15 protein-coding genes, 2 tRNA genes and 1 rRNA gene are annotated in these 13,893 nt (G+C 42.8%); all 18 read left to right on the plus strand.

Features of this window, described 5'->3' with window-relative positions; all coding sequences use genetic code 11:
* Nucleotide 1 precedes the first annotated feature (1 nt).
* Nucleotides 2-1,324, plus strand: a complete 1,323-nt coding sequence (locus tag DL92_RS20245) for a sensor histidine kinase (protein ID WP_051625285.1) — start codon at nt 2-4, stop codon at nt 1,322-1,324.
* A 42-nt stretch (nt 1,325-1,366) separates the two neighbouring features.
* Nucleotides 1,367-1,966 (plus strand): CPBP family intramembrane glutamic endopeptidase, encoded by a 600-nt coding sequence (locus DL92_RS0109230; RefSeq protein WP_026667491.1) that lies wholly within the window; start codon nt 1,367-1,369, stop codon nt 1,964-1,966.
* A 36-nt stretch (nt 1,967-2,002) separates the two neighbouring features.
* Complete coding sequence (locus DL92_RS0109235; RefSeq protein WP_197027246.1) at nt 2,003-3,319, plus strand: sensor histidine kinase; 1,317 nt, start codon at nt 2,003-2,005, stop codon at nt 3,317-3,319.
* A gap of 198 nt (nt 3,320-3,517) precedes the next feature.
* Nucleotides 3,518-4,210, plus strand: a complete 693-nt coding sequence (locus tag DL92_RS0109240) for an ABC transporter ATP-binding protein (RefSeq protein WP_026667493.1) — start codon at nt 3,518-3,520, stop codon at nt 4,208-4,210.
* Nucleotides 4,210-4,956, plus strand: coding sequence for an ABC transporter permease (locus DL92_RS0109245; RefSeq protein ID WP_026667494.1), 747 nt, complete (start codon nt 4,210-4,212; stop codon nt 4,954-4,956). Before DL92_RS0109240 ends, DL92_RS0109245 begins: the two co-directional genes overlap by 1 nt.
* 44 nt (nt 4,957-5,000) lie before the next feature.
* Nucleotides 5,001-5,363 (plus strand): hypothetical protein, encoded by a 363-nt coding sequence (locus tag DL92_RS0109250; RefSeq protein ID WP_026655747.1) that lies wholly within the window; start codon nt 5,001-5,003, stop codon nt 5,361-5,363.
* A gap of 75 nt (nt 5,364-5,438) precedes the next feature.
* A complete protein-coding gene (locus tag DL92_RS0109255; protein ID WP_026667495.1) occupies nt 5,439-5,819 on the plus strand; it encodes a DUF5975 family protein in 381 nt (126 codons plus the stop codon).
* Between the two features lie 144 nt (nt 5,820-5,963).
* A complete protein-coding gene (gene tsaE, locus DL92_RS0109260) occupies nt 5,964-6,401 on the plus strand; it encodes a tRNA (adenosine(37)-N6)-threonylcarbamoyltransferase complex ATPase subunit type 1 TsaE (protein WP_026655744.1) in 438 nt (145 codons plus the stop codon).
* 22 nt (nt 6,402-6,423) lie between these two features.
* Entirely contained in the window at nt 6,424-7,668 is a 1,245-nt protein-coding gene (gene tsaB, locus DL92_RS20715) for a tRNA (adenosine(37)-N6)-threonylcarbamoyltransferase complex dimerization subunit type 1 TsaB (protein WP_026655743.1), read from the plus strand.
* Complete coding sequence (locus DL92_RS0109270; protein WP_026667496.1) at nt 7,665-8,585, plus strand: ribonuclease Z; 921 nt, start codon at nt 7,665-7,667, stop codon at nt 8,583-8,585. The genes tsaB and DL92_RS0109270 overlap by 4 nt, the downstream gene beginning before the upstream one ends.
* A 37-nt stretch (nt 8,586-8,622) precedes the next feature.
* Nucleotides 8,623-9,198, plus strand: coding sequence for a DUF6715 family protein (locus DL92_RS0109275; RefSeq protein ID WP_026655741.1), 576 nt, complete (start codon nt 8,623-8,625; stop codon nt 9,196-9,198).
* A 15-nt stretch (nt 9,199-9,213) separates the two neighbouring features.
* Nucleotides 9,214-10,104, plus strand: a complete 891-nt coding sequence (locus tag DL92_RS0109280; protein WP_026667497.1) for a ChbG/HpnK family deacetylase — start codon at nt 9,214-9,216, stop codon at nt 10,102-10,104.
* A 60-nt stretch (nt 10,105-10,164) separates the two neighbouring features.
* Nucleotides 10,165-11,262 carry a tRNA (adenosine(37)-N6)-threonylcarbamoyltransferase complex transferase subunit TsaD gene (gene tsaD, locus DL92_RS0109285; protein ID WP_051625286.1) on the plus strand — a complete coding sequence of 366 codons (1,098 nt, stop codon included), beginning with the start codon at nt 10,165-10,167 and terminating at the stop codon, nt 11,260-11,262.
* 14 nt (nt 11,263-11,276) lie between these two features.
* Entirely contained in the window at nt 11,277-11,984 is a 708-nt protein-coding gene (gene ispD / locus DL92_RS0109290; RefSeq protein ID WP_026667499.1) for a 2-C-methyl-D-erythritol 4-phosphate cytidylyltransferase, read from the plus strand.
* A 1-nt stretch (nt 11,985) separates the two neighbouring features.
* Nucleotides 11,986-13,041: a glycosyltransferase family 4 protein gene (locus DL92_RS0109295; RefSeq protein ID WP_026667500.1), complete on the plus strand. Its 1,056-nt coding sequence runs from the start codon at nt 11,986-11,988 to the stop codon at nt 13,039-13,041.
* A 251-nt stretch (nt 13,042-13,292) separates the two neighbouring features.
* Nucleotides 13,293-13,378, plus strand: a tRNA-Ser gene (locus tag DL92_RS0109300).
* A 53-nt stretch (nt 13,379-13,431) separates the two neighbouring features.
* Nucleotides 13,432-13,520, plus strand: a tRNA-Ser gene (locus DL92_RS0109305).
* Nucleotides 13,521-13,677: 157 nt separating this feature from the next.
* Nucleotides 13,678-13,893, plus strand: a 16S ribosomal RNA gene (locus DL92_RS0109310); the annotation flags it as partial.

Below are 13,893 nucleotides of genomic sequence, written 5' to 3' on the forward strand. Positions count from 1 at the left end.
GATGGACGGTGTAGGGCAGGCGATATGGATCATATTGGCAATATATATGGTGGGAGGAATCGCTATATTTGCCAATTTTTGGATTGTCTTTGAGAATTTCTATTCTTATCCCAAACTGGAGTGGGAAAAGAAAAATTGGATATGGATTATCTTTTATGTTGTAAGTACGCTTTCGTATAGATTTGCAGCTAATTCAGGGGTACATATAATTTATGTCGTGATAGGAGGAATATACTTCGTTCGAATTGTGCCTTTTTTGTGGTGCAGATATGGATGGAAGCCAAGCCTCATGGTAATTGTACTGTTTTATGAAAGTGTTGTGGATTTCATTGCGCAAAATATTCGGTTTCTTTTTTTAGATAAGATGAATTTATTAGGCTATGCTGGAATAGAAACTGATATTTCTGAATTGATTACAGAAGTTCTTATATGCAGTTTTTTGATGATTATGTTGTTGCTTAAAAGAGTTAATATCCTTAGAGTATACTTTACAACTCTTACCGTTCCGGAATATGTAGTTTTATTTTTGACATGTGCGGCTAATTGTACATTGCAATACGCAATCTATATGGGGGCAAATATTCCATTAATGAAAAAACTAAGCGTTGTATCATTCGGATTGCTTATGGTGGTTGTTCTACATGTCATAATGGTCCGAGAACAAAACACATCCATGAATGATATGATAGGTAACCTGAGTGGGCCTATGAAGCAGATTACAGATTCATATATTGAGATGAACGAGAAAAGTACTGAGCTTAGAAGATTCAGGCATGATACAAAGAATCTTTTATTGGCATTAAGATCTCTTGCCATGGAGGGGAAGACTGAGCAGGTAGTCAATTACATCGATGAGATGCAGGATGTGGTGGATACAAGTAGAGTAAAAGCATTCGACACAGGTAATTTTATTGCGGATGCGCTCCTTGAATCAAAAGCGAAAACTGCTTCACAAAATGATATTATTATGACTGTTGAAGGCAACATCCCCGCGAACAGGATTGAGGATGTGAATCTTGTAATTCTGATTTCTAACCTTGTTGACAATGCCTTAGAAGCTGCGAAGCAGGTAGAAGGCGAGAAGAAGATTGAGATTCAGTCTATACTTAAGAAGAATATCTGGATTCTTTCTGTAAAGAATTCATGTGTGCAGGATGTGGTTATCAGAGAAAACAGAATTGAAACTACAAAAGAAGAGAAAGAATCTCATGGATTTGGAATCTCAAACATTGAGCGTGTAGCTAAGAAGTACGGCGGTAATTTGAAACTTAGCTGTGAGAACCAAGTATTTACAGCCAGAGCGACGCTTATGATTATGGCATAAAAATATCGTGCGGACTTATTTTTTGACTTACGGGAGGGGAATATGCTAAATGAACTGATTGGGGCTGTGATACAAGTGGTTATATTTGCACTTATACCGGTGATAATTTGGTTTATAACGGCGAGGAAAAAAGAAACATTTTTTTATTGGATTGGATTCAGGAGGCCTGCGCATGGTAAATGGATAAAGACAGTTCTTATTACTGGTGTTTTGGCAGTTATATATATTATGCTTACTAATTTGAGTGTGAGGATATTGCCTGATGGAGTTACAACAGCCGGGGCTCAGTTTGCAGGGATGGGGGCTTCAGCTCTTCCTGCGGTTTTTATTTATGCGTTTGTTCGAACGGCGTTATCGGAAGAGATTCTTTTTAGAGGATTTATTTTGAAATGTGTTGAGCGAAAGTTTGGCTTTGCTATGGGAAATACGGTGCAGGCATTTTTGTTTGGTCTTATGCACGGAGTTCCGTTTGGGCTGGCAACAGGGAGCGTATGGGCTTTTTTATTACTTACAATGTTACCCGGGCTTTTTGGAGCGTATATGGGATGGATGAATGAGAAGAAGTTTGGCGGTTCGATTATTCCAAGTTGGATATTACACGGATGCATGAATTTTATGACTGCTATCATGTCTTTGATGTAAAAAAGATGTCTTTTGCATAAATGGGGGGATGGGGATTTGATTCAAAATATATGCATTATGCTGACAATATATACAGTGCGGGGAGTGGTTGGACTCGCAAATTATTGGCTGGCGTTTGAAAAATTCTTTGTTTTTCCAAGTTTAAAACAGAAGAAAGCTAAATGGATCGGAATTGGAGTTTATTTTGTAATTAATTATCTATACGAACCTATGATACATTATGGGCCATTGTCACTGTATTATGTTGTTTTGGTGCTGTACCTTGTGCGCATAGTGCCTTTTTTATGGGCGGGATATGGGTTTGACTGGACATACATGGCACTTGCGTTGTTCTATGGGAATTGGATAGATTGCATTTCTCAAAATATACAAATTGTGTTCATGGAAAATATTAGTGGTGGCTTTTATTATGCTTTTGAAGCAGATATTTTTGTGATGCTGACAGAAATATTGGTGTTATGCGTTCTCATAGTGTTGGTGTTGTTAAAACGAGCAAATATCTTAAGAGTTTATTTTACAAAACTGACTACTTATGAATATATTCTTCTGTTTATGGTGAATATGTCATTTTCACTTATGGAAGTGAGGATTTTTGAGTTATATAAGGTTACCGCTTCGGTTAGAGTGCTAAGTGCTATTACTTTTATACTGCTTATATCGCTTATCATACATATCATAATGGTTCGCGAACAAAACACATCCATGAATGACATGATAGGTAATCTGAAAGAACCTATGAAGCAGATCACAGATTCTTATATCGAGATGAATGAGAAAAATACTGAGCTTAGACGTTTCAGGCATGATACGAAGAATCTGCTTTTTGCACTTTCATCGCTTATTTCGGATAAAAAATATGAGCAGGCATCGGAATATATTGAAAAGATGCAGGAGGAAATAGAAGCAAACAAGGGTAAAGCTTTCGATACCGGAAATTTCATTGCGGATGCACTTCTTGAATCCAAGGCAAAGACCGCTGCACAAAATGATATTACTATGACGGTTGAAGGCAACATCCCCGCGAACAGGATTGAGGATGTGAATCTTGTAATTCTGATTTCTAACCTTGTCGACAATGCCATAGAAGCAGCGAAGCAGGTTGAGGGTGAGAAAAAGATTGAGATTCAGTCGATACTTAAGAAGAATATCTGGATTCTATCGGTAAAGAATTCATGCGTACAGGATGTGGTTATCAGAGAAAACAGAATTGAGACCACAAAAGAAGAGAAGGAATCGCACGGTTTTGGAATCTCAAACATTGAACGTGTGGCTAAGAAATACGGCGGCAATCTGAAGCTTAGTTGTGAAAACCTTGTGTTTACAGCCAGAGCGACGCTGATGCTTATGGCGTGACATTGATTGGATTTAGGAACCTAATATTTGGGAAAATACCAATCAGATTGGTATTTCTGTTAACGACCTATAAAAGGAATCAAATGTACAAAAGTGCATTTGGTTCCCTTTTTTGTATAGTTGGTTCCCAAAAGCAAATTCTAAGCACATTGGCTGATAAGATTAGACAGGATAAAGAATGGGAAAAGGGGGATGCTTATGAGCAATGTGTTACATATCGCGGGCCTTAATAAAAGATACAACGGCAGAAAAGTTGTTGATAATATCTCGCTTGATGTGGAAAAGGGAGATATTGTCGGATTGATCGGACCAAATGGCGCAGGTAAGTCAACAACTATGAAGATGATAATGAATCTCATCAGCAAGGATTCCGGCGAGATAGTGATCGGTGAAGGAACAAACTTTGTTGAGAAGATCGGCTTTGCAACTGAATCATCGGCGTTTTATGAGTATCTGTCGGGGTACGACAATCTGATGCTTATTGCAAAGTTATATGACAATGTATCGGAAGAAAAGGTCAGAGAAATAGTTGATTTTGTGGGATTGGCGGAACATATCGGCAAAAAAGTAAAATCGTATTCGACAGGTATGCGCCAGAGACTGGGGCTTGGAAGGGCGCTCCTTAACGATCCTGAGCTTCTTATCCTTGATGAACCTACAAACGGACTGGATCCGTATGGAATGAAAGATATTTATGAAATGCTTGAGAAGCTTGCAAGGGTGGATAACGTAGCAATCCTTATCTCGTCGCATCTTTTGCATGATATAGAAAAAATATGCAATAAGGTGGTCATGATCGATGCGGGAAAGATTCTTTTCAGCGGTGATATCAGTGAACTGGGAGAAGGCCTTGAGGACAGTTACTACAGCATGTATAGGAGGCAGGCGTGATGAAGAATGTAAAGAATGAACTGTATAAGCTCTGGAAAGGCAGAAGGCTTGGAATATTTCTTTTGATTCTGTTTGTTACATGTATAGCCATGGGTGTGCTTGTCAGCTCGATTCAGATGAAGGGACTTCTTGAAAAAGACGTGATTGATTCAATGACAGGCGGCAATTTTCCCACACAGGTTCTTGGCATGATAGCAGATATAGTGTTGCCGGTATTTGCCACTCTTTTCGTGACTTTTCTTGTTACCGATGAGGCAGACAGTGGCAGTTTGAAGCTTCCGCTTCTGTGTGGGCAGTCGCGTGAAAAGCTGATAGCGGCTAAGGCGGTAGTGGTTCTTATCGGTGCGATGGCCCTTATTGCGGTTACGTATGTTACGTCAAATATCGTAGCTGTCGCGTTCTGGGGAAGTGATACGGTGGTTGAGGCTCTTTTCCAAAATGCGATTATATATGCGGAAACTTGTTTTGCGCTTGCAGGCTGGTCAATGGTTGTGCTGTTTGTTTCACTGTTTGTGAAAAACAGCGGCTCGATGGTAGGCATAGCGGTAATTGTACTGGTAATAGGATGTATTTTGAGTTCTGCAAGTCCGCAGATAGCGAAATATGAAGTGATGTACTACCTTAAGGCATTTGTAAGCATGACAGCGATTGACCGCACACTTGCGATGTCGGTATGCGGCGGTACCATAGTAGCTTTTTTTGCCATGACAACGTTTAAGTTCAAGGCTTTGCAGATTCAGAAATAAAAGAGGGAACAATAAATTTTTTTATAAAAAAGGAGGATTTAAAAATGTCAGAACAGAAAAGAATTTTAATCGTAATCGTGAGTGCGGCTGTAGCGATGATGGTAACTATACTTTGGAGGGCTGTATACTCTATAAAGCATAAGGGGGATGAAAAGGCTCTTGATGCTATGACAAAAGCGCAGGCGGGTTCATCATGGACTTTGTGGTTTTGGTTTATATGCTGGGAAGGATTTGCGCCGTATATATTTGGAAAAGATGCAATTTTTTCGATAGGCGGAGTAGGACATGTTATAATGTTTCTTGTTGGAACTCAATGCTTATCTGAGCTGTTTTATGCTTACTATTATACTAAGATGGTAAAGACAAAAAAGACAGATAATGAACAGGCTAACACTGAACAGGCATGATTGGTTATATAAGGCTTTTTAACTGTTAACAGATATAGTGTCAAACAGCATTATTGTTGAGAACAGGAGGAAAGTATGAATAACACCGAGCTTTACACAGAGTTTAGGGAAGAGTGCATGGATAGGGTTACCGTAGATCGTGAGGAATTCTGCAAAAGGATCAAGAATCTGAAAAAGGGTGCGATCATTGAGCCTGATAAAGGGACGTACCAGCTATATTCCAAGTTGGTTAGTGTCTCAGATCGGGAGCAGGAACAGGAAGCACCGTATGTTCTTGAGATCGATCCGGCTGCGAGAGTCCGCTTTGAGGGGAGTTTTAGCGAATATGAGGATCTGCTCAAAGAGATCAATAAGAACAGAATAGGACATTATGATGTAAAGGTATACAGCAAGTTACAAGACGGTAATGCGGACAGCGATTTCTTTATCATGGACGTTTATTACCAGATGCAATAAAGTAATCTTTATCGCAAAAAATTACAGAAATAAAAGCAGTGCCGAGCACTGATAACGGATAACCGTAAAAAGACAATTCGCTTTTTGCGGTTATCTTTTTGTGATATAGTTAAAGAGGCAAAGTTTGAAATATGCGAGGTTTGTATGGATATAGTTACCAGACACGAGACGAATAGTGCCGAGGAGACGTTTGAAATTGGCAAAAGGATTGGCGAGAGCGCGACGCCGGGAATGGTGTATACTCTTGTGGGCGACCTTGGCGTCGGAAAGACCGTTCTTACGCAAGGAGTTGCCGCGGGACTTGGGATTACGGGACCTGTGAGCAGCCCGACTTTTACTATCCTGCAGGTTTACGACGAGGGAAGGATTCCTTTTTACCACTTCGATGTGTATCGTATCGGTGATGTCAGCGAGATGGACGAGATCGGATACGAGGACTACTTCTACGGAGACGGGATCTGCTTTATCGAGTGGGCGAACCTCATAGAGGAGATACTTCCCGAGCATTATACGGAGATAGTCATAGAAAAGAACCTTGAAAAAGGCTTTGATTATCGACTTATTACAATGACAAAAAAATAAATGATATAAAAAAGTGAGTTATATGAAAATACTTTCTATCGATACATCGGGACTTGTGGGAGCCGTTGCGGTTTCTGACGGAGATATGCTTGTTTCCCAGTTCTCGGTGCAATATAAAACTACACATTCTGAGATCTTGATGCCTATGCTTGATGACATATGCAAAAAGATAAATCTCGATCTGTCTACGATCGATGCCATAGCGGTGGCTGAGGGACCCGGCTCTTTTACGGGACTTCGTATCGGAAGCGCGACGGCAAAAGGACTTGCGCTTGCTCTTAATAAGCCGATAATACCGGTACCCACTGTTGACGGGATTGCTTATAATCTCTACGGAGTTGAAAAGATAATTTGTCCTATGATGGATGCCAGAAGAAATCAGGTGTACACGGGACTTTATACGTTTGTGCCAAAGACCTACGAGGGAAAAAGTCTTGAGAGATCTTTTGACATGCAGGTTATCCACGGGCAGTTTGCGACATCTGTTGAGGATATAGCGAACAGGATAAACGAGATTGGGAAGCCTGTTGTGCTCTTGGGCGACGGTGTTCCGGTCTACCATGACAAGCTTGAGGAACTTTTGAAGGTTCCGTATTCGATAGCGCCTTTTTTCCAGAACAGGCAGAATGCGGCGGCTGTTGCGGCACTTGCGGGAGTTTATGCGGCTGAGGGAAGGATTGTCAATGCCGATGATTTTGCTCCCGATTATCTTAGGCTCTCCCAGGCTGAGCGCGAAGCTCTTGAGCAGGATAAAAGCGGGGGCGAGTCTAAAGGTAAGCTTGCCGAAAAGAAGGCTGCGAGCAGGAATAATCCCGGGATTATCAGGATCAGGGAGATGAGCGCTGAGGATATCGAGGATGCTTATAATCTTGAGAAGACGAATCTGGGAAAAGAGGCTTGGACGCAGAAACAGCTTCTTGATGCACTTACAAGAGACGACACGATCTATCTTGTTGCCGAGAAGGCAGGAAGAGTTGTCGGTCTGTGCGGCGTGCAGAATATCTCGGGCGAAGGTGAGATAACAAATGTCTCTGTTTCGGGCGATTGCAGAAGAGAGGGCGTTGCTTACAAGATGCTTAAGCAGCTCCTTGAGAGAGGCCACGGAATAGGGATAAGTGACTACACTCTTGAAGTTCGTGCGGGAAATGCGCCTGCGATAGGGCTTTATGAGAGACTTGGCTTTGTGAGCGAGGGCGTAAGACCCGGATTTTACGATGAGCCCAAGGATGATGCGGTTATTTACTGGAAAAGGAAACAGGTTTTATGATAGATGTTTGTTTGCTGGGAACGGGCGGAATGATGCCGCTTCCCAACCGTTTGCTCACTTCTTTGTACGTGAGATATAACGGAAAATGTATACTTATAGATTCGGGTGAGGCGACTCAGATCGCACTTAAGAAAAAGGGACTTAGTTCCAAACCGATAGATATTATCTGCTTTACTCATTATCATGCGGATCACATTAGTGGTCTTCCGGGACTTCTTCTTACGATGGGAAATGCTGAGAGGACAGAGCCGCTACTTATGGTTGGACCTAAGGGGCTTGAGAGGGTTGTGAATGCGCTCAGAGTGATAGCGCCTGAGCTTCCGTTTGAGATTAAGTTTAAAGAGATAACGGAAGGTGAGATGTCTTTTGAACCCGAGGGAATGCCCGGATTTACTCTTTCTGCGTTTAAGGTTAATCACAATATTCCCTGCTACGGATATACCATGAATCTCAGAAGACAGGGAAAGTTTAATGTTGATGCGGCTGTGGCTGCAGGAATTGACAGGCGTTACTGGAACGGTCTTCAGAAGGGCGAGACGATAGAGCTTGAAGACGGAACGGTCTATACGCCTGATATGGTGCTTGGTGAGGCGAGAAAAGGTATTAAGCTTACTTACGTCACGGATACAAGGCCTACGGACAGCATCGTTAACAACGCTAAGGATTCAGATCTTTTTATATGCGAGGGTATGTACGGAGAGCCCGATAAGCTTGTAAAGGCGAAAGAGCACAAACACATGACGTTCTATGAGGCTGCGAGACTTGCCAAGAATGCGGAGGTAAAAGAAATGTGGCTTACACATTACAGTCCGTCACTTGTTAATCCGCAGGAGTTCATAGGAGAAGCGAGAAAAATATTTGCAAATACAGTTGCGGCGAAGGACGGCAGAAGTCTGACGCTTAGGTTCGAAGAATAATCTGCAGACTGAATCTTTTTTTCAAAACGGAGGGGACATGGAAAACAACAGTGTAAAGTCAGCAATTCTGAAATCAATCGTATTATTGGCGCTCGGAGCGGTCGTCGTAGTGGGATTGTATTTTATGTTCGTGGGAAGCAAAAAGAGTCCTGAGGAAGAGCAGTACAATCTGACAGCGGTTGATGAGATCACTACTACCAATCTTGAAAAGAACTATCCGGCGAATCCGAGGATGGTGGTTGAGCTGTATGCAAAGACCATGCAGGTTCTTTATAAGGAGGAATACACTGAAGGGCAGCAGGACAAGATGCTTTATGTTCTTAAGGGAATCATGGATGATGAGCTTCTTGGGCAGCAGGTGAATTTTTCCAAGTCCATGAAAAATGAGATAGCGGAGAGGAAAGAAGGGGATTATTCGATTTCAAATTATCTGGTGCAGAATACGGAGCCTGATGTTGTTACCGTATCCGGAAAGAAGATGTGCAATGTGCAGTGTCTTTTTTCACTTAGAAAAGGAACGTCTACGGTTGCCACTTACTACCAGTTTATTCTTCGCCAGGATGATGAGAAGAGATGGAAGATCCTTGGCTGGGATGTACAAACAAAGCAATAACTTGGAGGATGGTTTTTGATAGAGTATCATGCGGACGACTACGGGCTTTTTCCCGAACAGAGTCGTCATATTATGGATTGTTATCACAAGGGGGCGCTCAATGGCATAAGTATCATGCCTAACAGCCCGTATTTAAAAGAGTGTATGGATGCGATCTCGAATATAAGAGAGAAGCTTTTTGTCACCGTACACCTTAATTTTGTTGAGGGCAGGCCTATCAGCGGAAACAGGGCGGATCTGCTTGTGAATGAGAGGGGAAATTTTGACTGCGGTTTTATCAAACTTCTTTTGGTGAGCTATATTCCTTTTTTGAGAAAGGCGTATTACAGGCAGATCAGAAGAGAAGTTGAGACGCAGCTTCGCGCATGCGGGGAGTATATGAACGGTGGCGTGTACAGGATTGACGGACATGTGCATTATCATATGATTCCCGTTATCTTTGATGCGCTTATGGATGTTGTTAAGAGCAATAAATTTAAGGTTTCATACATAAGATTTCCGTATGAGGAAGTGTCCGTTTATTCCGGAAATATACTGAAACTCAAGGGGCTTAGGCTTGTAAATCTTGTTAAAGTGATGATCCTGAACGCGCTTGTTGTAAGGAACAAGATGAAATACAAGACTTTTTTGAAAGGACTGGGCTTGGAAAATAAGCTGTTCATGGGCGTAATGCTTTCGGGGCATATGTTCTATGACAACGTCAGGGCATGTATTAAGAGCGCTGCGGATATCCTGGAGAAAAGAGGGAATGATGAGATGGAGATTCTTTTCCATCCGGGTGATGTAACCGTGCCTGCAGATGTGGAGAGGCTTACGAGTAGGGATGATTATGATTTCCTCACAAGTCCGAACAGGATGAAAGAGGCGGAAGCGCTTAAAAAATTTGGAAGTAATCTTAGCAGATGATCTGCGAAAAGGTAAGTTATGGAAATTAACAAGAATGTAGAGGATGACGGTGTCATCTTTATGTCAATAAAAGAGAATGGTGATGGCGACGCGGAAGCTGTCGGAGGTGCGGGGGATGTTACCATCCTTGCGATTGAGAGCTCATGCGATGAGACTGCGGCTGCTGTTGTAAGGAACGGAAGAGAGGTACTGTCGAATATCATTTCTTCCCAGATCGCGCTACATACGGTCTATGGCGGAGTTGTGCCCGAGATTGCTTCGAGAAAGCATGTTGAGAAGATCAACGGTTGTGTTCGTGCTGCGCTTTCCGAGGCGGGGCTGTCGCTTAACGATATAGATGCTGTTGCCGTTACCTACGGGCCCGGGCTTGTGGGAGCTCTTTTGGTAGGAGTTTCTGAAGCAAAGGCTATCGCATATGCAACGAAAAAGCCTCTTATAGGTGTTCATCATATCGAAGGACATATTTGTGCGAACTATATCGAAAACAAGGATTTAAAACCGCCATTTGCGTGTCTCGTGGTATCGGGAGGGCACTCGCACCTTGTTATCGTAAGAGATTACGGCAAGTACGAGATAATCGGACAGACCAGGGATGATGCGGCCGGAGAAGCTTTTGACAAGGTTGCCAGGGCGATAGGACTCGGATATCCCGGCGGTCCCAAGATCGATAAGGCGGCAAAAGAGGGAAATCCGGATGCGTTTACATTCCCTCAGGCCAAGATTGCGGGCGCAGACTACGATTTTTCTTTTAGCGGACTTAAGTCATCAGTGCTTAATTATATTAATCAGGCCAAGATGCAGGGACAGGAGCTTAATCCCAATGATGTTGCGGCTTCTTTTCAGAAAGCCGTTGTACAGGTGCTCGCAGAGCATGCGATAAGAGCGTGCAAGGAATACGGCATGGAATGTCTTGCGATTGCGGGAGGTGTTGCATCAAATACCGCGCTCAGGGAGCTCTTGGAAAAAGAATGTGCGGCCAATAATATAAGATTCTGCAGGCCTTCACCGGTGCTTTGCACGGACAATGCGGCGATGATCGGAGCTGCGGGGTACTATGAATTCATACAGGGCAAGACTTTCGGGCTTGACCTTAATGCTGTACCGAATCTTCCGCTTGGAGACAGGGAGAGAAGGTATCACGCGGATAAGAACAGATAAAGATTGGAGATGCCATGAAAACTGTGGCTGTTGTGCTTGCTGCCGGTAGCGGTAGCAGGATGAAAAGTGATGTTAAAAAGCAGTATCTTGATATAGGCGGAAAGCCGCTTATTTACTATTCATTGAAGGCTTTTGAAGAGAGCCCTGTGGATGATATTGTGCTTGTTGTATCACGCGGAGATGTTGAATTTGTCCGCAGTGAGATTGTTGAAAAATTTGGATTTGATAAGGTTAAGGCTATCGTTGAGGGCGGACTTTACCGTTATCACAGTGTTCGTTTGGGGCTTATGGCAGCAGAGGATGACTATGATTATGCTTTTATTCACGATGGGGCAAGACCTTTTTTGACCAAGGATATTATCTTAAGAGCACTCGACGGAGCAAGAAACTACGGCGCGTGCGTTGTCGGAATGCCTGTAAAAGATACCATTAAGATCTGTGATGAGGACGGATTTGCGGTTTCCACGCCAAACAGAGACAGGACATGGATGATACAGACGCCGCAGACTTTTTCTTTTAAACTCATAAAAGATCTGTACATGAGGCTCGACCGCGAGGAGGAAGAGCTCATCGCAAAGGGCGTCAATATTACCGATGATGCCATGGTTGTCGAGTATTTTACCGACCGCAAGGTCAAGCTTGTTGAGGGTTCATACAACAATATCAAGATCACGACACCGGAGGATATTCCTGCGGCGGAGGCAATTCTGGGGAAAAAGTGAAGTGGAAAAAGATAAGATAAAAGTATTGATGATCGGTCCCGACCGCAGCGTTCACGGCGGTATTTCGGGACTTGTAAACGGTTATTATCACGTAGGACTGGATGAAAAGGTTAATCTGAAATATATAGGGACAATGAAGGAAGGCACCAAGCTTAAGAAGCTGTTGGTGGCTTGTTTCGCTTATGCACGTTTTTTTCTGTGCGTGGGAAGATACGATGTTGTTCATGTGAATGTCGCGTCGGATAACAGTTTTTGGCGGAAAGCTCTTTTTATCAAATGTGCAAAGCGCCGTGGGAAGAAGATTGTAATACATCAGCACGGCGGAAACATAGAAGAATACTATAAAAGGCTGGATGAAAAAGGAAAAGAGAGCGTCAAAAGTATTTTTGGAATGGCAGATGTATTGCTGGTACTGACGGATAAGCTGAACGACTTTTTTGGAACAATTGTGGATAAGGCGAAGATCCGGATTCTTCCAAACGGCGTGAGCACGCAGGATGTGGATGTTGATGTGACGGAAAAGGACTATACAAAGATTCTTTTCCTCGGAAGAATATGCAGAAACAAGGGAATGAGCGAACTTTTTGCGGCGATGGACGAAATTCACGAGAAGAGGCCTGAGATCACGCTGTATCTGGGCGGCATCTATGAGGATGACGAATACAGAAGCGAAGTGGAAAAGAGATCTTCATACGTGAAGACACTTGGCTGGGTAATGGGAACACTTAAGGATGAATGGCTTGATAAGTGCGGAATCATGGTGCTTCCGTCATATTTCGAGGGATTTCCGATTTCCGTAATTGAGGGAATGCTCCACGGATGCGCCGTTATCTCAACTGATGTCGGCGGTATTCCGGAGGCAATCGAGGACGGAGTCTCGGGAATTCTGATAAAACCGAAGGATGTTAAGGGGCTCAAGGATGCAATCGCGAGTGTTGCGGGCGACAAAGAATTTGCGGAAAGATTATCGAGAGGCGGAATAAAAACCGCAAAAGAAAAATTTTCTTTGGAAAAAAATCTGCAAAAACTGGTCGAAATATATAGAAATTTGTGCTGAGTAGTATAAAAAATGTGAATCATATTGACAGGCGCAAAATCCAGTAAAAATGGGAATTGTACGAAGATTTCAGACAATTTTATGCAATACAAAAACTCGATTTGACGTAAAGTGAAAAAAATTAGAAAAAAAATTGAAAAATAGGGTTGACATAAGAAGTACCCTTTGTTAATATAATTCTTGCGCTGCGCGAGATGCGACAGCAACTCAAACAGAGCGTTATCTCATCTGAGGTAATAAAGTTTTTACTCGGAGCGATATCGAAGCGGTCATAACGAGGCGGTCTTGAAAACCGTTTGGCGGCAACGCCACAAGGGTTCGAATCCCTTTCGCTCCGCTTTAATTATGAACACGCTGTTAATAACATACTTGTTGTTAATCAACTATTTTGCAGAAGTACTCAAGTGGTTGAAGAGACACCCCTGGAAAGGGTGCAGGTCGTTAATAGCGGCGCGAGGGTTCAAATCCCTCCTTCTGCGTTGCCTTACGCAATCAGTAAGGATCATAATTAGAAGTACCTTGACAAATAAACAGTAATGCAACCCTGAAAGATTCCAAGAGAATAATTCAGAAAAAATGTAAATTAACGGACAGAACGAAAAGCCAAGCTTAAGTTCTTAGCCGGATTAAACTTTTAAACGTGAGAGTTCGATCCTGGCTCAGGATGAACGCTGGCGGCGTGCCTAACACATGCAAGTCGAACGGAGATTTAACGCTGATGAAGCTTCGGCAGATTCTTGTTAAATCTTAGTGGCGGACGGGTGAGTAACGCGTGGGCAACCTGCCTCATACTGGGGGATAACAGCTGGAAACGACTGTTAATACCGCATAAGCGCACGGTATCGCATGATA

Origin of the sequence: Butyrivibrio sp. AE2005, from assembly GCF_000686965.1 — a bacterium.
GTDB lineage: Bacteria > Bacillota > Clostridia > Lachnospirales > Lachnospiraceae > Butyrivibrio > Butyrivibrio hungatei_A.